The sequence below is a fragment of the Geothrix sp. 21YS21S-2 genome, from assembly GCF_030846775.1.
In the GTDB taxonomy this organism is placed as follows: domain Bacteria; phylum Acidobacteriota; class Holophagae; order Holophagales; family Holophagaceae; genus Mesoterricola.
The window spans coordinates 4,148,039-4,170,259 of sequence record NZ_CP132910.1 but is presented as its reverse complement, the minus strand read 5'-3'; the positions used below and the strand labels follow the sequence as shown (position 1 = coordinate 4,170,259).

23 protein-coding genes are annotated in these 22,221 nt (G+C 66.2%); 15 read left to right on the top strand and 8 right to left on the bottom strand.

Annotated features, from left to right (window positions below):
- Nucleotides 1-111 precede the first annotated feature (111 nt).
- Nucleotides 112-738 (bottom strand): cyclase family protein, encoded by a 627-nt coding sequence (locus RAH40_RS18470; protein WP_306599072.1) that lies wholly within the window; start codon nt 736-738, stop codon nt 112-114.
- 215 nt (nt 739-953) lie between these two features.
- Between RAH40_RS18470 and RAH40_RS18465 the strand changes: the two genes are divergently transcribed.
- Complete coding sequence (locus tag RAH40_RS18465; protein WP_306599071.1) at nt 954-1,598, top strand: DUF4339 domain-containing protein; 645 nt, start codon at nt 954-956, stop codon at nt 1,596-1,598.
- 140 nt (nt 1,599-1,738) lie between these two features.
- Here the strand turns inward: RAH40_RS18465 and RAH40_RS18460 are convergent, their stop codons facing one another.
- On the bottom strand, nt 1,739-2,152 hold the full coding sequence (locus RAH40_RS18460; protein ID WP_306599070.1) for a bacteriohemerythrin: 414 nt from the start codon (nt 2,150-2,152) through the stop codon (nt 1,739-1,741).
- A 146-nt stretch (nt 2,153-2,298) separates the two neighbouring features.
- On the opposite strand from RAH40_RS18460, the gene RAH40_RS18455 reads away from it, so the two are divergent.
- Entirely contained in the window at nt 2,299-3,738 is a 1,440-nt protein-coding gene (locus tag RAH40_RS18455; protein WP_306599069.1) for a glyceraldehyde-3-phosphate dehydrogenase, read from the top strand.
- 55 nt (nt 3,739-3,793) lie between these two features.
- On the top strand, nt 3,794-4,921 hold the full coding sequence (locus RAH40_RS18450; protein ID WP_306599068.1) for a sugar-transfer associated ATP-grasp domain-containing protein: 1,128 nt from the start codon (nt 3,794-3,796) through the stop codon (nt 4,919-4,921).
- Here the strand turns inward: RAH40_RS18450 and RAH40_RS18445 are convergent.
- Nucleotides 4,854-5,735: a YihY/virulence factor BrkB family protein gene (locus RAH40_RS18445; protein ID WP_306602313.1), complete on the bottom strand. Its 882-nt coding sequence runs from the start codon at nt 5,733-5,735 to the stop codon at nt 4,854-4,856. The two genes, RAH40_RS18450 and RAH40_RS18445, sit on opposite strands and share 68 nt — an antisense overlap.
- A 73-nt stretch (nt 5,736-5,808) precedes the next feature.
- Nucleotides 5,809-6,240: a hypothetical protein gene (locus RAH40_RS18440; RefSeq protein ID WP_306599067.1), complete on the bottom strand. Its 432-nt coding sequence runs from the start codon at nt 6,238-6,240 to the stop codon at nt 5,809-5,811.
- A gap of 377 nt (nt 6,241-6,617) precedes the next feature.
- On the opposite strand from RAH40_RS18440, the gene RAH40_RS18435 reads away from it, so the two are divergent.
- From RAH40_RS18435 to RAH40_RS18420, 4 genes are all read left to right on the top strand, one after another.
- Nucleotides 6,618-7,205: a hypothetical protein gene (locus RAH40_RS18435; protein ID WP_306599066.1), complete on the top strand. Its 588-nt coding sequence runs from the start codon at nt 6,618-6,620 to the stop codon at nt 7,203-7,205.
- Between the two features lie 315 nt (nt 7,206-7,520).
- Nucleotides 7,521-7,688: a hypothetical protein gene (locus RAH40_RS18430; protein ID WP_306599065.1), complete on the top strand. Its 168-nt coding sequence runs from the start codon at nt 7,521-7,523 to the stop codon at nt 7,686-7,688.
- A gap of 98 nt (nt 7,689-7,786) precedes the next feature.
- Complete coding sequence (locus RAH40_RS18425) at nt 7,787-8,392, top strand: response regulator transcription factor (protein ID WP_306599064.1); 606 nt, start codon at nt 7,787-7,789, stop codon at nt 8,390-8,392.
- Between the two features lie 141 nt (nt 8,393-8,533).
- Nucleotides 8,534-9,973 carry a hypothetical protein gene (locus RAH40_RS18420; RefSeq protein WP_306599063.1) on the top strand — a complete coding sequence of 480 codons (1,440 nt, stop codon included), beginning with the start codon at nt 8,534-8,536 and terminating at the stop codon, nt 9,971-9,973.
- A gap of 17 nt (nt 9,974-9,990) precedes the next feature.
- Here RAH40_RS18420 and RAH40_RS18415 read toward each other — a convergent pair whose 3' ends face one another.
- Entirely contained in the window at nt 9,991-10,599 is a 609-nt protein-coding gene (locus tag RAH40_RS18415) for a redoxin domain-containing protein (RefSeq protein WP_306599062.1), read from the bottom strand.
- Nucleotides 10,600-10,671: 72 nt separating this feature from the next.
- On the bottom strand, nt 10,672-11,481 hold the full coding sequence (locus tag RAH40_RS18410; RefSeq protein ID WP_306599061.1) for a protein-disulfide reductase DsbD domain-containing protein: 810 nt from the start codon (nt 11,479-11,481) through the stop codon (nt 10,672-10,674).
- A 156-nt stretch (nt 11,482-11,637) separates the two neighbouring features.
- Between RAH40_RS18410 and RAH40_RS18405 the strand changes: the two genes are divergently transcribed.
- The 4 genes from RAH40_RS18405 to RAH40_RS18390 all read left to right on the top strand — a co-directional run bounded on the left by RAH40_RS18405 (nt 11,638) and on the right by RAH40_RS18390 (nt 15,237).
- Nucleotides 11,638-12,330 (top strand): YafY family protein, encoded by a 693-nt coding sequence (locus RAH40_RS18405; protein ID WP_306599060.1) that lies wholly within the window; start codon nt 11,638-11,640, stop codon nt 12,328-12,330.
- 122 nt (nt 12,331-12,452) lie between these two features.
- The gene (locus RAH40_RS18400; protein WP_306599059.1) at nt 12,453-12,968 is read left to right on the top strand and encodes a DinB family protein; all 516 of its coding nucleotides are present in this window, start codon (nt 12,453-12,455) and stop codon (nt 12,966-12,968) included.
- 86 nt (nt 12,969-13,054) lie between these two features.
- Nucleotides 13,055-15,058, top strand: a complete 2,004-nt coding sequence (locus tag RAH40_RS18395; RefSeq protein WP_306599058.1) for a M13 family metallopeptidase — start codon at nt 13,055-13,057, stop codon at nt 15,056-15,058.
- 20 nt (nt 15,059-15,078) lie between these two features.
- On the top strand, nt 15,079-15,237 hold the full coding sequence (locus RAH40_RS18390) for a hypothetical protein (protein ID WP_306599057.1): 159 nt from the start codon (nt 15,079-15,081) through the stop codon (nt 15,235-15,237).
- Between the two features lie 53 nt (nt 15,238-15,290).
- On the opposite strand, the gene RAH40_RS18385 is transcribed toward RAH40_RS18390, so the two are convergent.
- Together RAH40_RS18385 and RAH40_RS18380 are read right to left on the bottom strand one after the other, a co-directional pair.
- Nucleotides 15,291-16,442, bottom strand: a complete 1,152-nt coding sequence (locus tag RAH40_RS18385) for an HD domain-containing phosphohydrolase (RefSeq protein ID WP_306599056.1) — start codon at nt 16,440-16,442, stop codon at nt 15,291-15,293.
- Nucleotides 16,443-16,445: 3 nt separating this feature from the next.
- Nucleotides 16,446-17,549, bottom strand: coding sequence for a response regulator (locus RAH40_RS18380; RefSeq protein WP_306599055.1), 1,104 nt, complete (start codon nt 17,547-17,549; stop codon nt 16,446-16,448).
- A 162-nt stretch (nt 17,550-17,711) separates the two neighbouring features.
- Here RAH40_RS18380 and RAH40_RS18375 point away from each other — a divergent pair, with 162 nt between their 5' ends.
- The 4 genes from RAH40_RS18375 to RAH40_RS18360 all read left to right on the top strand — a co-directional run bounded on the left by RAH40_RS18375 (nt 17,712) and on the right by RAH40_RS18360 (nt 22,136).
- The gene (locus tag RAH40_RS18375; RefSeq protein WP_306599054.1) at nt 17,712-18,926 is read left to right on the top strand and encodes an HDOD domain-containing protein; all 1,215 of its coding nucleotides are present in this window, start codon (nt 17,712-17,714) and stop codon (nt 18,924-18,926) included.
- On the top strand, nt 18,919-19,869 hold the full coding sequence (locus RAH40_RS18370; RefSeq protein ID WP_306599053.1) for an HD domain-containing phosphohydrolase: 951 nt from the start codon (nt 18,919-18,921) through the stop codon (nt 19,867-19,869). The genes RAH40_RS18375 and RAH40_RS18370 overlap by 8 nt, the downstream gene beginning before the upstream one ends.
- A gap of 84 nt (nt 19,870-19,953) precedes the next feature.
- Nucleotides 19,954-21,075, top strand: a complete 1,122-nt coding sequence (locus RAH40_RS18365) for an FIST N-terminal domain-containing protein (protein ID WP_306599052.1) — start codon at nt 19,954-19,956, stop codon at nt 21,073-21,075.
- On the top strand, nt 21,072-22,136 hold the full coding sequence (locus RAH40_RS18360; protein WP_306599051.1) for a sensor histidine kinase: 1,065 nt from the start codon (nt 21,072-21,074) through the stop codon (nt 22,134-22,136). Before RAH40_RS18365 ends, RAH40_RS18360 begins: the two co-directional genes overlap by 4 nt.
- Nucleotides 22,137-22,221: the final 85 nt, after the last annotated feature.

Genomic DNA, 22,221 nt, shown 5'->3' with positions numbered 1-22,221 from the left:
GGAACCGCCGCGATGAGGAACGCCGCCGGCACCATGGCTTCGGCCGCATCCTGTTCATCGACCTGGCCGCGGCCTGGGGGCGGTTCATGGCCCGGCGCCAGAGATGCCGGTTCAGAATTCAGCCACCAGCACCGCCCGCACGGGAGAACCGTCCCCGCCCTCGATCCTGAGCGGCAGCGCAACCAGGGTGTAGAGCCCCGGCGCCACGCCCTCCAGGCGCAGGCCCTCCAGGCACCGCATGCCGCATCCGAAGAGGGCGTGGTGGCTCTCCAGGGCGATGGAATCGAAGGGGTCCACCGAAGGCGTGTCGAGGCCCGCGAGCACGCAGCCCTGGTCCCGGAGGTTGTGGATCAGCTCCGGGGACAGGGCGTTGAAGGTCCCGGCGAACCGCTCGGGATCCGCGTAGGAATTCGTCCTGAACAGCACGCGCGGGGCCCGGACGGGGCCGGCCAGGTGCCGTGGGTGGATGCGCTCCCCGGGCGGCAGGGTCACCTCGATGACTTCGCAGGGCCCCAGGTAGGGGGCAAGATCCACGGCGTCCATGGCCTGGCCCCCCGGGAGGATGTGGCCGGGGGCGTCGGCGTGGGTGCCGGCGTGGAGGGTCGTGGTCATGGCGCTGCAATCGGCGGCGCCCCCGTCCTCCAGGCGCGCGAGGATCTCCCGGCTGAAGCCGACGTCCCCGGGCCAGACCGCGAGGCGCGGGGAGAGGACGGCGGTGATGTCGATGATCCGGGTCACGGGCGGGCTCCTGAGCTCCAGCCATTAGACCACCTCGGGCCAGGGGCGTGGAATCCTGGCATCCCCTGAGCGCGCCCATGGTCCTGGAAAGCAGGCCTGCGCCGATGGTGGCGATGCACGTGGGGGGACCGGGTGGAGGCCCTGCGGGAGGCCTTCCGGGAGGCCCTCGGCGCGGGGGGAGCCTGATATCATCCAGGGAATACCCCGGAGAGACCATGAGCGAAGCCTGGAGCTACATCCAGAATGGAGCCACGCAGGGCCCCGTGCCCCAGGAGGCCCTCCAGGACCTTCTGGCTTCGGGCAAGGTGGGCTGGGACGCCCTGGTCTGGCGCCAGGGACTCGCCGACTGGACCCAGGCGGGGGCCCTCCCCGAGCTGCGCGTGGTCCCGCCGCCGCCCCCCGCCCCTCCGGGAGCCCTGGCCCCTCCCCGGGAGGGCGGCGCCGTCCAGGCCGCCGTGGTGGACGCCCTGCGCGCCACCCGCCCCTGGGTGCGCTTCATGGGCGTCCTGGGCATCCTCGGCACGATCCTCCTCGTCGTGGTGGCCCTGGTTTTCCTGGGCATGACCCAGGGGCCCCTGCGCGGCATGCCCGCGGGGATGCGCGTGGTGCTGCCCGGCATCTACCTCGTCATGGCCGCGTTCCAGGTCCCGCCCGTGCTCTTCCTGAACCGCTACGCGAGCCGCATCACCGACCTGCTCCGGGACGGAAGCCCCGAGGCGCTGGCCGAGGCCCTGCGCGCCCAGAAATCCTTCTGGCGCTACGTGGGCATCATGACGCTGGTGGTCCTTTGCCTCTATGCCCTGGTGGCCGTGGTGGGCATCGGCGCGGCGGTCTTCATGGGCGGCATGCGCAGGTTCTGAGGCCGGAGGCCCCCGGGGCCAGGATCTCCTGCCGCTCGGCGCTCCTCGGTTTCCTCGGCGTTGAAATTTACCCGAATTATGCCGGCGCAAAGACGGCTCCCGCCGGGGGGATGCAAAGCTGGCACCCCAGTTAGCGCCGATCAGACCGAAAGGCCCCCTTCCTTCAGGAACCTGGCGTACTGGAAATCCATCTGCTGGATGTGGTGCGTCAGCCAGTCCCCCAGGAACCGGGCCACCTCCATGGGCCTCACGGCGGCGGCGTTCCTCGACCATTGCTCCTTGAAGGCCGCCACCTCCTCGAGCAGGAGCTGGTGCTCCGAGCGGTGCGCCTTGAGGCCATCGAACCTGTGCAGCTCCATGAAGTCCTCTTCGGTCTTAAAGTGCCTGACCGTGTAGGTGACGAGGAAATCCAGGGTCCGGGCCAGCTCCTCCCGGCCGCGTCCCGTCACGAGCCCCTCGTGGAAATCGTTGACGGTCTGGAAGAGCGTCTTGTGCTGGTCGTCCACGGAAGGGATGCCGGTTGCGAAACGGTCGTGCCAGGCGATGAGGGCCATCGGGAAACTCCAGAAAAGGTGTCTGTTACATATTCCATCATAATCGGCCCGGACCTTCCTTGTGGCCCTCCCCTCGCCGGGACAGAATGGGGAGCCGATTCCAATCCAGGTCCAGCCTGGCAGGCCCTCCAGGAGACGCACCCACCATGAGCGGATCGAAGCAGGACACGTACCTCAAGGAGTGGCAGGCCCAGGAGGCCACGGCCGAACGGATGCTGCCGGTCATCGGGAGCCTCTACCGCGACAAGAACGTCGTCACCACCGTCTACGGCCGCTCCCTGGTCCACAGCACGGCCATCGACATCCTCAAGGCCCACCGCTTCGCCCGGCACACCCTCGACAACGAGCTGTCGGTCACCGATTCCTGGCCCCTGCTGGAGGCCATGAGCGCCCTGGACCTGGCGCCGGCGCGCATCGACCTGGGCAAGCTGACCTACCGCTTCCGCGCCGAAGGCGGCCGAAGCGCCGGGGCCTTCGTGCGCGCGGAACTGGCCGGCGTCGCCACGGGCGGAGGCCCCATCCTGGAGGAACCCCAGGACATCGTCCTCTACGGCTTCGGCCGAATTGGTCGACTGCTTGCTAGGCTCCTCATCGAAAAGGCCGGCAGCGGCGAGAAATTCCGCCTCAAGGCCGCCGTCGTGCGCAGGGGCTCCGCGGACGACCTCCTCAAGCGCGCCAGCCTGCTGCGCCGGGATTCGGTGCACGGCCCCTTCAACGGCATCATCACCATCGACGAGGAGGAGAACGCCATCATCGCCAACGGGAACATGATCCGCATCATCTACGCGGACAGCCCCGAGAGCGTGGACTACACCCAGTACGGCATCCGCAACGCCATCCTCGTGGACAACACCGGAAAGTGGCGGGACCGCGCCGGCCTGGGCAAGCACCTCCTGGCCCCGGGCATCGCCAAGGTCCTCCTGACCGCCCCCGGCAAGGGGGACATCCCCAACGTGGTGGCCGGGGTCAACGAGGACCTGATCACCGGGGGGGAGCGGATCTTCTCCGCCGCCAGCTGCACCACCAACGCCATCGTCCCCGTCCTGAAGTCCCTCAACGACCGGTACGGCATCACCCACGGCCACATCGAGACCTGCCACTCCTACACCAACGACCAGAACCTCATCGACAACTACCACAAGGCCGCCCGGCGGGGCCGCAGCGCGCCCCTGAACATGGTCATCACCGAGACCGGCGCCGCCAAGGCCGTGGCCAAGGTCATTCCCGACCTGGCCGGCAGGCTCACCGGCAACGCCATCCGGGTGCCCACCCCCAACGTCTCCCTGGCCATCCTCACCCTGGAGCTGGGCAAGCCCGTGACCGTGCCCGAGCTCAACGGCTACCTCCGCGCCATGTCCCTGGAGTCCCCCCTGCAGAACCAGATCGACTACACCAATTCGCCGGAAGTGGTCTCCAGCGATTTCGTGGGCTCCCGGCACGCCGGCGTGGTGGATTCCCTGGCGACCATCGCGGATGGGAACCGGTGCGTGCTGTACGTGTGGTATGACAACGAGTTCGGCTACAGCTGCCAGGTGGTCCGGATGGTGCAGAAGATGGCCGGCCTGGAGCTGCCGTCGGTGCCCTAGTTTTTTCGCTTCCTCCGGGAAGGTTCCGGTAATCTGGATCGAACCTGGAACATTCATGCATACTCCCCCCTGGAAGCCGCTGCTTTCCATCCCTGCCCGGGGCCTGAACCTCCTTGCGGACCTGGGCGCCGCCGTGCGCTTCTACGGGACGGACTGGATCACCCTGCTGCGCAGGGTCGTCCGGCTCCGCTCCCGCGGCGGCTTCCGGCCCCGGGAGGCCCTGCAGGGCGGCCTGCTCGATCCGCGCCTGCCCGAGTCCGCCCTGGCAGCGACGATCTCGAAAGCCGCGCTGGTCCGGCTCCAGGCGCGCGTGAACCCGGACAGGTTCGATTGCCTGACGGAGGACAAGGCCATCTTCTACGCCTACTGCCAAGGCCTGGGACTGCCCGTCCCCCGGCTTCTGGGGGTTGCCTCCCGCCCGGCGGGTTTCACGGCCGAGGGCGGGCCCCTTCTGGGCCCGGAGGACTGGCGGGCCTTCCTGGCGGGCCTCCCTGCCGAGTTCGTGGTCAAGCCCAGCCGGGGCGCCTATGGAAGGGGCGTCGAGATCTTCCGGCGCGAAGGTGGGGACTTCATCGGGTCCCTGAGCGGCCGGCACCCGGAGGAGACCGCGGGCGCCGCCTTCTTCACCGACCCGGGGTACGCGTCCTTCGTCATCCAGGAGCGCCTGCGCGCCCACCCGGTCATGGAGGGCCTGAGCGGCACGCCGTACCTCCAGACCGTGCGGATGGTGACCGACGTGGACGACCAGGGGACGGCGCGCATCGTCTTCGCCATGCTCAGGGTCATTGCCGGCGAAGCCACGGTCGACAACTACGCCGAAGGCGCCAACGGGAACCTGCTCAGTTTCATCGACGTGGCCGAAGGAACCCTCGTCCTCGCCGTCGGCATGCGCCCGGGCGGGATCGGCACCGTGGACGTGCCCGAGCACCCCAGGACGGCCGTGGCTTTCCGTGGGTTCAGGTTGCCGGACTGGGAGGCGGCGTGCGCCCTGGCGCAACGGGCCGCCCTCCTCTTCCAGCCCATGCGGACGCTCGGCTGGGACATCGCCCTGACGCCCGGCGGACCCCGGATCGTGGAAGTGAACAAGCGCTGGGATCCCTGCAACGAGATCGCCTTCACGGCCCAGAGGCCCGGGATGACGGACGCCCTGGTCGCGCTGCTCGCGGATCTCCGGAAGGGTTGAGCTCGCGGTCCTCATCCTTGTTCCGGAGGCTGCCGAGGGTGATCGCGTACTCCCGGGTGAACTCCGCGCCCAGGAAGAAGATCTGGGCGGAGTAGTAGACCCAGATGAGGAGCACGGCCAGGGACCCCGCGGCCCCGAACGTGGTGCTGATCCCGCCGCTCCTCAGGTAGGCGGCGATGGCGTACTCGCCCAGGCTGAACAGGGTGGCCGTGCAGAGCGCGCCGACGGCCACGTCGCGCCACGGCAGGGACACCTCCGGCAGCATCCGGTAGATCACCGCGAACAGGCAGGCGATGACCGCGAAGGTGAGCAGGGTGGAGAGGCTGCTGAAGATCCAGAACGAGCCCGCCCAGACCCGGGCCCAGAAGCCGGCCAGGAGGGCCAGGGTGGCATTGACCACCAGGGAGGTGAGCAGGAGGAAGGACAGGGTCATCACCAGGCCGAAGGAGAGCAGCCGTGCGCGCAGCACGGCCAGGATCCCCGTGGGCACCGGCACCTGGTGGTTCCAGATCTCGTCCAGGCTGTCCTTCAGTTCGGCGAAGACGCTGGTGGCGCCCACCCCCAGGAGGGCCACGGCGAGGGCGGTGGCGGCGCGGCCCGAGCCGGGCACCTGGGCGCCCGCCAGGAGGTTCCTGAGCGCGGCGGCGCCCAGGGGGCCGACCCATTCCCTCAGCTGCTCCAGAACCGCGCCCTGGGCGGCCTGGGTCCCCAGCAGGAGCCCGGCCCCCGCGATGACCAGCACCAGGATCGGCGCGATGGAGAACAGCGTGTAGAAGGCCAGGGCCGCGGCCTTGCTGGCGGCCCGATGGGTCAGGCACGCCTTGAGCGCGGCCAGGAAAACCTTGGCCAGCGCCCAGGCGAACCGGGCGATGCGGGGGGCTCCCGTTCTAGTCGGAATTGTAGTCGATCCACAGAAGCCGCGTGCCCATGGGGGCCTGGACCTCCCCGTTGGCTTCCGCGGTCACGAACAACTGGAAGGCTTTGAACGGAGTGACGGTCTTGATCTTGCCCTCACGGTCCTTTTCGGTCTTCAGGGCGCCGACGTTCTGGGCGGGCGAATCCTTGTCCCTGCTGACCCAGACCACGTAGGTGGCCGCGGGCGGCCGCAGCTTCTGGGGATCGGCCAGGTACCTCACCGACAGGTGGATGGAGATGTTCCCGTCATCCGTCCTGCCGAACTTGACCTCGCCCTTGGCCGCGGGGATCTCCGGGGATACGTTCATGGCGGTGGCATGCTTGAACATATCGGGCATGGCGAAGGCCGTGATGGGCGAAAGCGCGAAGGCCAAGGCCACCAGGGTGTTTCGAGTGTTTCTCATTTATCGGCTCCGTTGGGTATCGCCTCCGGGACTCCAACAGCCCAGGAATGCGACCCGGCACTTGTGCAATTCCCGGACCATCGAGTAACACGAACATTTTTTACAGTTACATTGGCGCCTGCCCACGCCGGGACATACATCAATCAAATTGGATGGGCTTCTCGATCATTTTCCACTGCGCCGTTACCGGCGGAGATCCTCCGCGAGCCGATTGGATACCGGGCCCCTTGGACAGTTCCTTTCAACCGTAGCCATTTCACTGCAACCGGGCCTGTTCGATGCATTCAACCGGCCTGGCGTTTCGCCCTGCGTCATTGGCCCGATACATGCCTAGTCCTCCTGCCCCCCTTCATGGTGAAGGGGCCCCGGAGGTTCCCATGAACAAGATCGCCCTGCTCATCGTTGCCGCATCCCTTCTCACCCCCGCCCTGGCGGACGAACCCAAGAAGGAGACGGTCACCAAGAGTGAAACCGTTACCAAAACTCCCAACAAGATCAAATCCGTCAAGACCGTGGTGAAGGAGGAGAAGACGGCGGCCAAAGGCGAGGTCCCGGCAGAGACCAAGACGACCAAGACCGAGAAGAAGGTCGTGAAGACCGGCGCCAAGGACGCGGTCCCTGCCAGGACCACCACGACCGAATCCAAGGAAGTGAAGTCCGAAACCAAGGGCAAGACCAAGGTCGTCAAGAAGGAAGTGAAGGAGGAGACCAAGAAGGCCCTCGTGGCCGACGACAGGAAGGCCGACGCCATCGAGAAGAAGGCCAAGGCCGAGAAGAAGGCCGACGCCGCCAAGGCCGCGGCCGAGGAGAAGGCAACCGCCGCCGCGGTCGCCGCGGACAAGAAGGCTGCCAAGGTCCAGGCCGAGGCCGACAAGAAGGCCGCCAAGGCTGACGTCAAGGCCAAGGCGACCGCGAAGACGACCAAGGCGAAGGCCGACGAAAAGGCCGCGGACGAGAAGAAGTAGCCCCCACATTCCTTCCACCCCGGGGCGGGTCACCCCCCGGCAGCCCAGAGCGCCTGGAACGGCAGGGTCCAGAACCCGGGCCCGGCGCTCCGGCGTCCGGGCCGGGTTCCAGCCGTTCGGCCGAATTCCCGACCTAACCTATCACGGTTATGGTTCCGATCATGATTCCGGGCGATGCTTGCACTTGAACACACCTTCGCCCATCCCGCCAGGCGGAGGACCCGGACCCGGCGGTTCACCCGGCATCATCCAGGCGCCCGCCAGGGTTACCCCTGGACGCACGGATCGAAGCTCCCTTCCCCCCCTGGAGGTCTCATGGAAAAGCGTGACGTCACCGCCCTGTCGGCCCTCCAGAACCTGGCCGAATCCTTGAAGGCCTGGAACGCGCTGCAGACGGAGAAGGCCCGGCTGACCAGCCAGATCTCGGCCGTCCTGCGCCGCCACTTCCCTGCCCCGAAGGGCACCCTCGCTCAGGCGGGCTGACTGGGGTTCGCCCCGGCACGAACGGAAGGAATCAAGCGCGGCCGTTCCGCCCGGCGCCTGCGTATAATCGGGTCCAACAACACGATTGTCTGGGGCCCATGCGGATTCTCCTGGTGGACGACGATGCCAGCTTGGCCGGAATCCTTGCCGATTCCCTGACCCTCCAGCGCCCGGACTGGGAGGTCCGGGTGGCCCTGGACGGAGCCGCCGCCCTGGAGATCCTGCGGGCGGAGGCCATCGACCTGCTGGTGTCCGACATCCAGATGCCCTCCATGGACGGCATCGCCCTGCTGCAGAACCTGCGGGCGGATCCGCGCCTCGCCGGCCTTCCGGTCATCCTGGCCTCGGGCCGCAACGAATGGGGCCAGGTCCGGGAGGGCATGTGCTCCGGAGCCGACGACTACCTCGTCAAGCCCTTCTCGGGCAGGGAACTCATCCAGGCCATCGAGATCCGGCTCCAGCGCCTGAGGCCGCCCCAGGCCGCCCAGGAAGTCCCCCCGGGGCCTTCCCTGGCCCCGCTCACCGAGCGGGAACGCGACGTGCTCGCCCTGATCGGCAAGGGCCTGGTGACCAAGGAGATCGCGGAACGGCTGGACCTCAGTCCGCACACGGTCGGCGTCCACCGCTCCAACATCATGCGCAAGCTCGACCTCCACACGTCCGCGGCCCTGGCGGCCCTGGCGGTGCGGGCCCGGCTCTCCTGACCGCGGGGGCGCCCGCGCGGCAGGCTCCTCCCCGATCCGGTGAGGCACCCGGCCCCGGTCCTCCGCAGGCTTCGGTGGGAGCGGCCCTGCTCCCGGAAAGGGAGGGTTCCCATGGCGGATATTGGATTCAGGCGGTCTTCCGTGATCCTCGCGCTATCCCTGGCCTGCTTTCCGGCTTGCCGGGCGGTGGGGCAAGGGCCCACCCCCCAGACCACCCTCGACGGCCCCCAGGGGGGCCGGATCGTCTTCGGCGCCGTGGCGGGGGCCACCACCCAGCCGGCGGCCATGGCCAAGGTGCTGGGCGGCGTCCAGGCCCAGTGCGGCGAAAAGCCGCAGATCGGCCGCGTCTTCCGGTTCCGAGGCACCAACTCGGTGGGGGTGTTCTTTTCCGTCACCAACCACCCCCAGGGCGGCAGGCAGGTGGCGGGCCTGGTCATCGCCAGCGCGACCGGTCCCGGGCAGGTGGAGGCGGCGCTGCTCACCGACGAGGCCGCGAGCTTCGGCAGGACGGTGAACCCCATGCTCAGGCACCTGTTCGGCGTCTGGAACCCGGATGCCAGGGCGGCGTCCGCCGGCCCAGGCCCGGCCAGCGCCCCGGTCCCCGCGCTGCACAAGGTCACCCTGCCCGACCGCACCGCCTGCGTCGGCCTTCCCTCCGGCTGGCAGGTGGATCCCAAGAGCGGCGGCGGAACGATGCTCATCCACGGCCCCCAGGGCGAGGTGGTCATCCTCAACAGCATGTTCCTGGCCCAGGATCCCCGCGGGCCGGCCTACCGCAACGCCCAGCGCATGGGCATGCGTCCGTTGCGGGGGACGGTCATCTTCCCGGCCGATGCCGATCTGGTGAAGAACTTCGGGCCGATCATCGAGCAGCTGAGCCGGGCGAAGGGCTTCGTCCCCGCCAGCCTTGGGATCGATTTCGCCGAGCCCCTGCCCTCGCCGCCCCCGGGCTGGGCCCTCGACGGCGCGCGCTACGCGCTGGCCACGGGACAGATCGATCCCGACGGCAAGGGCATGCAGCGCATGTTCAGGGTGATCGGCGCGGCCGCTCCCGATCGCTACGGCGACTTCAGCTTTCACGACTTCGTGGCCTATTTCCCCCGCGCCGGCGCCGCCGAAGCCAACGCCATCGCCGGCGCGGTCTTCTCCAGCTTCCAGGTGGATTTCGCGCTGGTGGCCCAGCGGGCGAGTGCGGAGGCGGCTCCCCACATCGCGCGCCTGAAACAGGTGGACGCCGCCCAGCGCCAGGCCGTCCAGGCCAACGCCGCCCGGATCATCGGCAACATCAACCAGATCGGCGCCAACGCCACGGCCCGGATGAACGCCGTGGGAGCCGCCAACGACGCCCAGCATGCCCAGTGGCGGGCGGGCCAGGACGCCAATGCCCGCAACGGCCAGGGATTCAGCAACTACCTCCTGGACCAAACGGTCGTGCAAGACAACAACCTGCGTGGCACGGGAACGGTCGGCCACGGCACGGTCTGGAACGCCACGGCCGATGCGCTGGTGAAGGCCGATCCCAGGCGCTTTGAATATGTCGATATGCCCAATTACTGGCGGGGGACGGATTATCGGCCCTGAGGGGCAGTCCCCCCGCCTCAGTCGGCGTACTTCACGGAGCAGCCATACGGACGGGACGTCGGAACGCTCACGGGCTTCCCGTCCATCGCCTCGGTGAGCGCCTGCGCCACATAGTTCTTCGCTACCGCGAGGCTGGCGGGGTCCGGGGTCGGCTGGTCATCGATGGCGCCGTTGTAGATGAGCGTCCCCTTGGGATCGATGATGAACATGTGCGGGGAGGTCTTGGCGTCGTACAGATGGCCCAGCTGGCCGGTCGGATCGAGCAGCACGGCCGCCGGTGCCGCGTCCATCTTCTTGAGGTACGCATTTTCCTCGCTTCCCGTCACGTGGCCCTGCTTGCCCGGCGCGGAGGAGATGACGGTCAGCCATGCCACGCCGCGGCCGGCCCACGCCTTCTGGAGCTTCTGCATGCTGCCGCTGTCGTAGAACTTCTTGACGAAGGGGCAACCCTGGTTGTGCCATTCGAGGACCGTGATCCTGCCCGCGTACTCGGAGAGCGAATGCTTCACGCCGTTGCTGTCGACCGCCGTGAAATCCGGGGCCTTCTCCCCCACCCGCGCGGCCCGTGCGGGCGCGGCCAGGGACGTCGAAATCAGGATCGCCGAAAAGAGAGCCAGCTTTCTCATGGGACCGACCTCCTTGAGGATGACGCCTGCCCATCCCGGCCGGCAGGCCCGGGCATTATACAACCGCCCTGTTCATGGGCTGATCGCCCGGACGGGAACCGACACGGCATAGGCCTCGCCCGACCCCAGCTTCAGGACGCCCTCAAGCCTGGCGGGCGTCCTCGCCAGCTGCACGGACTTCCTGAGGGTCAGCCGCAGGCCGTCCGGGAGCGCCGTGGCGGTCTGGGGCGCGGCATGGTCGATCTGGTCGCCTTCGAACGGAAAGAACCACGCCTTCGCCTCCCCGGCGCCCCGGATCGTCATCACGAAGACCTCCCCCTCCGGGACCGCCTCGGCCTTCCAGCCCGCCGGCATGGGCCTGGGCAGGCGCCGTTCCGCCTCCTGGAACAGCGCGTGGGACCCCGGCGCCGGCCCCGGGGTCAGGCGCACGGGCAGGGAAAGCGTCAGGTCCGCCCGGCCCGGCACACAGAGGTCCCTGCAGGCGAGCCAGCTGACTTCGGCGGAAAGCGTGACGGTGGAGCCGGCCTCAAGCGTGGCCGCCGGCGTCTGGATCTCGACCGGCAGCAGGACCGATTCCGGGTAGCCGAAATCGATCACCGAGCCCGAACCCAGCCGCTCCGGCGCGGGCCATTGGACGTCTCCGGCCCGGAAGCCCGCAGGCAGCTTCCACCGCACCTGGGGAGGCATGCCGGAATCGCCGGGATTGCTCCAGTAGATGTGCCAGTGGTCCTGCAGCTCGAACCGCAGGCCGACCCGAAGGGGCCTTCCCGGCTGAACGGAATCCGTGTCGGAGATCAGCCGGACCTTCACCGCGGGGCCGGCCCAGGAGGACAGGGCCGCCAGGGCAAGGAGGATGGAAAGGAGCCCGGTTCGGATGGGCATGAAGCACCTCCAGCAGCGTCTCGCCCCGGGGCGCGGCCATGGGAAAGGGGCCGGCCGGTTCGCCCAAGGCGAGATGATAGCGCCGGCCGGCCGCGGCGGCCAGATTCCTCCGGGATCGAGGATGGCCGTCGCCTGGGCCGCTGGCTATCATTGGTCGTGCGCCGTGCCGACCGCCTGTTCCAGATCGTCCAGCTCCTGCGCCGCGACCGCCTTTCCACGGCGAAACGGCTCGCGGAAGAGCTGGCGGTGTCGGTTCGAACGGTCTACCGGGATGTGGCCGACCTCCAGAAGTCCGGCGTGGCCATCGAGGGCGAGGCCGGAGCCGGCTACCGCCTGGGCCGCCACGCGGAGCTGCCGGCCCTCGGCTTCACCGAGGATGAGCTGGAGGCCCTGATCGCCGGGGCCCGCATGATCCAGGCCTGGTCGGACCCCGCCCTGAGGGAGGCGGCCTGCTCCGCCCTCCTCAAGGTCGAAGCGGCGGCCTCCCCGGAGGTGCGGCGGAGGCTGGCCCACTCGGAGATGCACGCGCCGGGTTTCCTGGCGGCAGGGGGCGGTGCCCGCTTCATGGGCGAACTGCGGACAGCCATGCGCGGCCGCCGCAAGGTGCTCATGGGCTATCGGCGGGCGGACGGAACCTGTTCGGAGCGGACCGTCTATCCCCTCGGACTCTTTTTCTGGGGACACACCTGGTGCCTGGCGGGATGGTGCGAGCTCCGGGACGAGTTCCGCACCTTCCGCCTGGACCGCATCCAGTCTGTGGACGTGCTCCAGGGCACCTTCCAACCGATCGAGGGCCACACCCTGGCGGACTACATCCGGAAGGCGGAGGATGACCACCGGGACTCCTGACAGATCCCTGGCAGGAGCCCCTGCCAGTCTTCCATCCAGGAGGTCGCCACGGATGGCGGCAATTCCACTCACACGGGTCCTGGCCCCTCCAAGGCTGGGCCATTCCATTCAAAGGAGTTCCAATGTTCCGACGCCTCGACGACTTCCGCGCCTCCTTCGCCCACGCCCGGGAGAGCTACCTGAAGATCCTGGACGCCATCCCCGAGACCGCCGCGGGAACGGCGGTGGCGGAAGGCCACCGCGATCTTCGCCGCCTGGCCTTCCATCTGGTGGAGACCCTCATTGAAATGCCCGCCCGCACCGGCCTCAAGGTGCCCCACGGCGATGCCTTCCTGGCCGACCAGCCCCTCCCCCTGCCCGCGACGATGGCTGAAATCCGGCAGGCCTACGTGGATGCGGCCGATGCCCTCGGGACCGCCCTGGAGGCCTGGAACGACGCCACGCTGGAGGTCTCGGACAACATGTATGGCCAGCAGTGGAAGCGGGGGGAGACCCTGGGCATCCTGCTCACCCACCAGGTCCACCACGTCGGCCAGATGACGGTCCTGATGCGCCAGGCCGGCCTGCGCGTGCCGGGAATCTACGGACCGGCCAAGGAGGAGTGGGAGGCCTACCACATGCCCGCTCCGGCCATCTGAGCAGGCCATGCCCGGCGGTGCGGTGCGGCACGTTGCTCCAATCCGCCAGGCGCGTTCGTACCGGGAAGGTGTAGGATGAGCCCCAAATGGGCCTTGCTCACCACGCACTCCTCCTAGCCATCCCGGCCTTTGCCGTCCTGGCGGCAGCCCAGCCTCCCAGCGTGGCGGGGTTCGAGGGCATGGACTGGACGGTTGCCCCCGGCGACGACTTCTACCGTTTCGCCAACGGAACGTGGCTTGCCAACGCCGCCATCCTCGAGGACGTCGAGTCTGCCGGCGTGACCGGCAAACTCCGCACCCTCACCACCCGCCGGATCGCATCCATCATCGATGACACGGCGAAGGCCGCCCCCGGCACCGAGGCCCGCAAGATCTGGGACTACTACAGCAGCTTCCTTGACGAGGCCACCATCGAGAAGAGGGGCATCCAACCCCTCCAGCCCTTCCTGGAAGAGATCAGGCTCGTCGGTGATCGCCGTTCGCTTTCGCGGCTTCTGGGCGCCGCCGAGACCGGTCCCGGGGGTCTGCTGAGGCTATTTGTGGGCCCTGATCCAGACGTTCCGTCCCGGAGCGTTCCCTTTCTGGAGCAGGGGGGCCTGGGCTTGCCGGACCGTCGGTACTACCTGGATGAATCCGAAGGCATGCGGACCATCCGGGCCAAGTATTTGGCCTACATCACCACCTTGTTGAACCTGGTCCAGGAGAAGGAAGCCGAGTCCAGGGCGGCGAAGATCCTGGCCCTGGAGACCAGGATCGCCCAGGTCCATTGGGACCAGGTCGATGCCAGGGATGCCGTAAAGGGCAACAACCACTGGAACAGGAAGGAGCTTGAATCGAGGGCGCCCGGCCTGGACTGGGAGGCGTTCTTCCAGGCCGCTCTGCTCCCCACTCAGGAGACGTTCGTGGTGTCGCAGCCCAGCGCCGTCATCGGAATCGCCGCCCTCGTGGGCGGCGAAGCCCTGGACGGCCTGAAGGATTGGCTCCTCTTCCACGCGATCAGGAAAAGGACCGCCTTCCTGCCCAGGGCCTTCGTAAAGGCCTCCCATCAGTTCCACAGCAAGGCCCTGAATGGCTACACCGGTTTCCCGTCCCGCTGGGAACGCGGGGTGGCGGTCACCAACGCGGCCCTGGGCGAAGCGGTAGGCAGGCTCTATGTGAAGGACTATTGCCCCCCCGGCGAAAAAGCGAGGGCCCGGGCCATGGTTGACACCATCCTTGCCGCCTTTGCCATGCGAATCGAATCCCTGGCCTGGATGACCCCTGCGACGAAGGCCCGGGCCAGGGCCAAGCTCGCCTCCCTCAAGATCGGGGTCGGTTATCCCGACACATGGCAGGACTACTCGGACCTTCAGGTCATCCTGGGCGATGCCTTCGGAAATGCCGTGCGCGCCGAAAGGTTCCACCATCAAGGCAACCTGAAGAAACTCGGGCATCCTCCGGACCGAAGCGAGTGGGGCATGACGCCCCAGACCGTCAACGCCGCGAACATGGGGCCCCTGAACGCCTTCATCCTCCCGGCCGCCCACCTTCAGCCGCCCTTCTTCGATCAAAGGCACACGGCCGCGCAGGACTATGGCGCCATGGGCGCCATCATCGGCCACGAGATAAGTCACAGCTTCGACAACCGTGGGGCCCGCTACGACGCCGAAGGCCGCCTGGGCAACGGGTGGAGCGCGGAGGATTCCGATCAGTTCAGGGTGCTGGGCGATGCCCTTGTCCGCCAGTACGACGCCTATCGTCCCTTCCCCGACCTCGCGGTCAACGGCCATCTGACCCTCGGCGAGAACATCGCCGATCTCGCCGGGCTCGCCGTTGCCTACGATGCCTATCGCCTGTTCCTCAACGGAACGAACGCCCCCATGGTCCAGGGATTGACGGGAGACCAGCAGTTCTTCTTGAGCTGGGCCCAGACCTGGCGCAGCTGCCAGTCCGCAACCACCCGGCGCTATCTCCTTGTCAACGATCCTCATTCGCCCGATGAGTACCGGGCCGACATCGTGCGGAACCTGGATGCGTGGTACCTCGCCTTCGGGGTGAAACCGGGGCAGAAGCTGTACCTGGCGCCCAAGGACCGGATCAAGGTCTGGTAGGAGGCCTGGCGGCACATGCCATGGAAGGCCTGTTGTTCGGCATCGGCCCCCTGGATCCCGCCGCCTTCGCCGCCGCGACCCTGGTCATGGGTTCCGCAAGTTTCATCGCGAGCCTGATCCCGGCCCTGAGAGCCGCCGCCCTGGACCCGGCCCAGATTCTTCGCATGAACCAGGGGTGAACCCCCGCGGCGGCCTCACCCGCCTGCCACGGACTCGAGCCTTCCATGTCCCTTCAGGCCTGAACGAGGAACGGCTCCTTGAGGCCCACCAGCGCGGCATAATTCTTCAGGCGTTCCCGGTGGCTCTGGCCGACAACCGTTTTCGGAGGATAGAGCAGCTGCCCTTCCCGGGTATAGACACCCTCCACCAGGATTTCGCCCACTTGGACCGTCTTGTGGGTGGCGTGGTAGGAGGAGGGGGCCCCATCATTGATCACTTCATCCGGAACGGCCAGGGCCAGGCCGAGGGCGTTGATCACCCTTGGGTCATAGAAGACCTGGTTCTGACGCATTTCTTCGAGGACATGGCGAGCATTGGAACGCTTCTCCATGGCGCCCAGGAAATCCGAAACCACCCTGAGGATCCGTGCCCCCAGGGGGATCTCCTCCCGGTGCGCGGGAATGGCCGGGAAACCGGAGCCGTTGAAATTCTTGTTCTTGAAGAGGATGACCTGGGCGACCTCCGCCATCCGTGGAATGTGGTTGAGGAGGTTGGAACTGATTTCGGGCAGGCGAACAACCGCATCCTGCTCCCGCGGCGTGATCTGATCACCCTTCCGCACCTTTATCATGACGGACCCGGGTAGGGTAAGGACGCCGATCGGCGCGAGGAGTGACGCGACCACCACCACCCAATCGGCTTCCATTTCCATGACCCGCGCCACCTTCTGGGCCAGCAGGCCCAGCCGCTGGGATTGCTGGAAGGCAACGGGATCGGCGATGGAAAGCAGTTCCACCAGGAGGTCGATACAGCCCTTGACGGTTCCTTCAACCAGTTCCCTCTCTGCGATGATGAGCTGGTTCTGCTTGATTCCTGCTTCGATGGAGCTGACGAGCAGTCCCCGTTCACAAGGCTTCGTCAGGAAGCGGAAAATGTTCCCCCGGTTGACGGCCTCGATCGCCGTGGTTTGGTCGGCGTTCCCGGTGAGCATGATCCGGACCGAATCCGGTGTCCGGATCCTCGCTTCGGCCAGGAACTGAATGCCATCCATGGCGGGCATTCGCATGTCGGAAAGAATGACTGCGTACGGGCCCGCGGCCTTGATTCGCGTCAGGGCCTCCTCGCCCCCCTGTGCGGTTTCCAATTCGAACCGCCCCCGAAGCAGGCGGGTGTACGCGGACAGGATATTGGAGTCGTCGTCAACCAGCAGGACCTTGGGGCTCATGAATCATCCTTGGGCAGGAACGTGGAGGCGTTGCCATGTGGGAACCCGGCCGAGGAACGGCGTACCAGAAAGAAACGATTCATCAGGTTTTCCAGAGGCGACATGGACGGCCGCCAAGGCAAGAGAGGGTGGCTGGCGGTACCTCCCCGGTTCCCGAGGGTTGCCCACGATTTCCAGAAGGGGGGCGGGAAGGCCCCTGAGTCTGAAATAGTGGTAGGCAAGCTGTTGGAGGTCGACCCCCAAAGCCTGCGGCTGAGCCATCGCCTCCTCGAACCGTTCAGGGAACGAGATGGCGAGGATCATGGGGCCGGCAACGGCCAGGAGCCCGCCGATGTAGGCCAGGTTCTGGACTTCGACCGGTGCGCCCTCGGACCGGGTGATGGAGAGCGCGTGCCGGGCCTGGGCCAGGTGCTTTTCCCGGAGGGGCTGGAGCCGGGATTCCAGTTCGGACGGCACCGGATCAACCCTGATCGCCGGCCAGCTATCCCGATCAAGAAGCTGGAACGCCTCCCAGGGATTGAGGATCGGCCTCGGGACGCCAAAAAAGGCTGAATTGACAAAGTGAAGCACCATCGAAGCCAGGCCGGCATCTTCCAGAAAATGGTCCTGGAGACAAGGAACCGTCCCGGAGGGGTCCTGGAGCTGCTCCGCAACGCCCCTGGCGGCACCAGGGCCCACCGGGAGGCTGCCCATCCCCACCACCGCCTGGCGGACACCTCCCTTTCCGGCGGGGAGCAGGCAAGCCTCCAAGGTTTCGGAGAGGGTCGCCACGAGAACATCCGGCTCGCACGGTTTGGTCAGGAAACGGTGGGCGGTGCGCGTCGAAGCCAGGATCATGGGCTTGTTCTGATGACCCGAAAGCACGATCCGGATGGTGCCGGGATGCCTTTCCCGGCTCCATTCCAGCAATTCGGCTCCGCCGAAACCCGGCATGTTCAGGTCACTGAGGAGGACATCGAAGGCCTGATCCTCCATGCACCCCTGGGCCTCCCTTCCCGACCCCGCGAGGACCACATCCCAAGCATTGCGCATCCGCCGAAGCATGCGTTCCAGGCCGAGCAGGATCATTTTCTGGTCATCGACGAGGAGAATTCTGGGCCGCGACACTCGGATCCTCCCTCAAGTCAGACACTGGCCACAAATGGGAACATGAACAGTAGTGGCGGCGCCTGCCCATGACCTGCTTACCGTATCGACCAGATCAAGTATTGGATGAGATTCAGCTTCACTTGAATTTGATCGATACATAAGGAAGAGCCTGGAAGGACCATGGACGAAAAAATTCGAGTCTTGTTTGTAGACGATGAGCCATTTGTGCTCCAGGGGCTCAGGCGACTCCTGCGCGACATGCGCGGGGAATGGGAGATGAGCTTCGAGGCCAGCGGCGCGGAAGGCCTGGTTACCCTTGCGGCAACCCCTTTCGATGTGGTCGTGACCGATCTCCGGATGCCCGGTATGAATGGAGCGGAATTCCTTAACCGAGTTCGAGACCTCTACCCGGAAACCATCCGGCTCGTATTGTCCGGACATGCTGAAATGGATCTCATCCTGCAGGCGGAGGGCGCGGCCCACCAGTTCCTCACGAAACCCTGCGATCCGGACCTGCTGCGGTCGGTGATCCGCGGGGCGAGCCTGGTGGGAAGGAACCTGAAAGGCCATGCCATACGCAAGATCCTCGGAGGCATTTCCCATCTCCCCGTGATTCCCGGCACCTATCTCGAAATCCAGAAGCTGCTCACGTCCGAGACGACGACCGTTGCGGACCTCGGAGCTGTCGTTCAACGGGATCCGGGGCTTACCGCCAACATCCTCAAGTTGGTCAACTCTTCCTATTTCGGTCTCCGTCAACGGGTTTCAAGCCCGACGGAGGCCGTTTCCTTCCTGGGCGTGGAGACCCTGAAGGCGATTTCCCTGCTCCACGGTGTGTTCCAGCAAATGAAGGGAAGTCCTCCCGAATTCCGCTGCCTCCACCTTTGGAGCCACAGCCTCGGCATGGCCAGGGCTTCCCAGGCGATCGCGGCCCTGGAAGGCCTGGACAGGACCGGGAGGTCCGACAGCTTCACGAGTGGCCTTCTCCATGATGTGGGCCTGCTGCTGCTGATCTCTGCCTTGCCCGAACACTACAACCAAATTTACCGGATGGTCGCCGAGGGGCCCCTGGAGATTGCCGAAGCGGAAACACAGGTCATGGGAATCCACCACGGAGAGGTCGGAGGCTACCTCCTGGGACTTTGGGGGCTCCCCAACGCCGTGGTCGAGGCCGTTAGCCGCCACCATGACCGGTTTGACCCGGAAAAAACGATAAATCCCACGAGTATCATCCAGGGCGCGGAATTCCTTTCCATGGCCCAGGGTGATCGGATGGTATTCGATATTCATCGCAAGCTTGGGCCGCTGGAACCTGCGTCCCTTGCCGGCGACCGGTTGCAGGCATGGAAAGCCGTGGCCGACCCCTTTTTCAATCCGGAGGCGATCCTTGAATGAAAAGGTGCTTTTCGTGGACGACGATGAAAGCCTGCTTGAATCGGTCCATCGCAATTTCAAGAAACGCTACGATCTGGAGCTCGCCGCCAGCGGCGCGCAGGCCCTGAAGGCGATGGAAACGAGCGGACCGTATGCGGTGGTCGTCGCGGACATGGCGATGCCCGGCATGAACGGGATCGAGTTCCTGAAAAAGGCCCAGGTCCTGGCCCCTGACACGATCCGCATCATGTTCACGGGACACCCCGGTCCCGTCACACTGCTGGAGTCCATCAACAGTGGCCAGGTCTTCAGGTTCCTTTCAAAACCCTGTGACACGGAGGAAATCAGCCGGGTCGTGGATGCCGGCATCCGGCAATACCACCTGATCGCCGGGGAGAGGGACCTCCTCGAGGTCACGCTCACCCGCAGCATCGAAGCGATGACCGGAATCCTCGAAGTCCTTGACCCTGCCGTCTACCTGGCCGCGCAGACCCTGGCCCACCGTGCTGCCCTCGTGGCCAGGGCGATGGGGGTGGCAGATGATTGGTCGATCACCCTCGCAGCACTGTATTCGCCCCTCTGGCTGGTGTCCCTGACATCCGAGGTGCGGCTGCAATGGGCCCGGAGAAAGCTTGAGGACCCAGCCGGGAAGGCCCAGCTCAGCGCTGCCATCGAGCGCGCCGCCAACCTGCTCCAGCCCATCCCGAAGCTGGAAGGCGTCGCCCAGATCGTCAGGTACCAGGGGAAGAACCTCGATGGGACGGGCATACCCGAGGATTCGATCCGCGGCGAGGCGATTCCCCTGGGGGCCCGCGTCCTGCGAGCACTCCAGGACTTCAACGCGATCGAGCAAAGCGTTAAGTCCAAATATGTTGCATTGGAGGAATTACGAATGCAGCGCGGCCGATATGATCCCGTCGTCCTGGCCACCCTCTCAGTGACCATGGAGTCCTTCGTGAAATAGGGGTCCCAGGGGTGATTCGCCGATGGAATTCCCTTAATGCCTTGGTCGTTGAGTTCGATAGATATGTCATAGGGTGGAGCCTCGATGGACGATTCGGTGCGGCACGGCATGACCCAGGATCCCGACCCCCGGGTGGCGGTTGCGGACCTGAAGTCCCAGGTTGGAGACGCGGGTCTGGATGCCCTCTTCTTCTTCTGTTCCTCGAGTTATGACCTGGACCAGGTCGCGGCGGAACTGCAGCGGTCCTTTGCATGTCCGATCATCGGCTGCACCTCCGCGGGGCAGGTCGGGCCCCACGGCTTCCAGAAAGGCGGAATGGCAGCCACGGGCTTTCGCGGCGGGAACCTGTCCATGGTGCCCCACCTGATCCATCCTCTGGCCGGGTTCCAGGATCAGGTCGTCGGCATCGCCGCTGCCATCCGGGAGGAGGCCCCCTCGGGGCGGCTGCATCCCTTCGGCTTCCTGGTGATCGACGGGTTGTCGATGATGGAGGAACGTGTGACTTCGGCCATCTATCTGGCCCTGGGGAATACGCCGATAATCGGTGGTTCCGCGGGCGACGATCTGGGTTTTACCCGGACCTTCGTCTATTTCGATGGCCGGTTCTTGAGTGATGCGGCCGTCCTGGCCAGCTTCCGGGCCCGTGGCCCGGTCGTGCCCTTCATGCTGAAGCATTTCATTCCTGGCAGGCAGAACCTTGTCATTACGGAGGCGGATGCTGACCGCCGCCTCATCCTCGAGGTCAATGGCGAGCCGGCCGCCGCCGTCTACGCCCGGGCCTTGGGCCTCCCTTTGGAGGAGTTGAATGCGAAGGTTTTCTCACAACATCCGTTCCTGATGTCCATCGGGACGGAACACCACGTGCGCTCCATTGCCAGAGCGCTCCCGGACCAGTCCCTGGCCCTGTACTGCGCCATCGATGAAGGCCTGGTGGTCAGTATCGGGGAATCCGTCGATCCCTTCGCCCTGCTCGACCGGACCCTCGCAGAGGTGCGGCAGAAGGCTGGCGACCCTCTCGCGGTTCTGGCCTGCGACTGCATCCTCCGGCGACTGGAATTCGAGAACCTCGGAAACGACGGTGCCGTGGGAGCGTTGATGGCCAGCCGGCAGGTCTTCGGCTTCTCCACCTATGGAGAGCAGTTCAACGGCATCCATGTGAACCAGACGCTTACGGGCATCGTCCTGGGAAGGCCCGGTGCGGCATGAGTTGCGGAGACCAGGACACCCTGGCGGAGCTGAGGCGCCAACTGGCCGCCCGGGACAAGACCATCGAGGTCCTCATACGCCGGCAACTCGACATTCGAGCCCGTGAAAGCTCAACCCTCCACTTTCTGGAACAGAACCTCACCCTCGAGAAGGTCGTCGAGCGGAAAACCCAGGAGCTGGCCGCGGAGCGTGCGGAACTGCAAAAGACGCTCGCGGAACTGAAGCAGACCCAGGTTCGAATGCTCCAGATGCAGAAGATGGAATCCATCGGCCAGCTCGCCGCGGGGATTGCCCATGAAATCAACACCCCCACCCAGTTCGTCGCCGACAACATCACCTTCCTCCGGTCGACGCTGGAGCCCCTCCTGGCTCTCATCGATGCATCCTTGATCCTCGTCGGAAAGATGCGTGAGACATCCAGCAACGCAGAACAGCTTTCCGACTTCGATTCCTTGCGGGATGCAGCGGATCTCGAATTCGTCCGGGAGCAGGCGCCCCTGGCCTTGGCCCAATGCTCCGAGGGACTTTCCCGCATCGCCGGCATCGTCAAGGCGATGAAAACCTTCTCCCACGCTTCAAGCGGCGTCATGGAACTGGAGGATCTCGGGGCAATCGCCCGTTCCGCCGTCACGGTTTCCCAAAGTGAATGGAAGCACGTCGCGGATCTGGAGCTGGAAATCGACCCGGACCTGCCGCCCGTGGCCTGCCTGCGCGACGAGATCGGGCAGGTCGTCATGAACCTGGTGATCAACGCCGCCCATGCCATCGGCGAGCAGATCGAGCGGGGCAAGCTCGCCAGGGGGCGGATCGAACTTTCCCTCCGCCTCACGGGGGACCAGGTGGAACTCCGCGTGGCGGACAATGGAACGGGGATTCCAGAGGAAATCCGGGAGCGGGTCTTCGAGCCCTTCTTCACCACCAAGCCCGTGGGCCGCGGTTCCGGACAAGGGCTCGCCCTCGCCTTTTCCACCATCGTGGAAAAGCATAAGGGGCAGATCCTCCTTGCGCCCCGCGATGGGGGAGGGACCTGCCTCCTGGCCAGGTGGCCCCTCCGTCAATGAATGGCTGGGCTGGATCAACCTGGCAGCCAGGAGTGGCTGGACCTTGGCTTTCCGCTCCTTTACGGGAACAACGAGGTCGGGACCG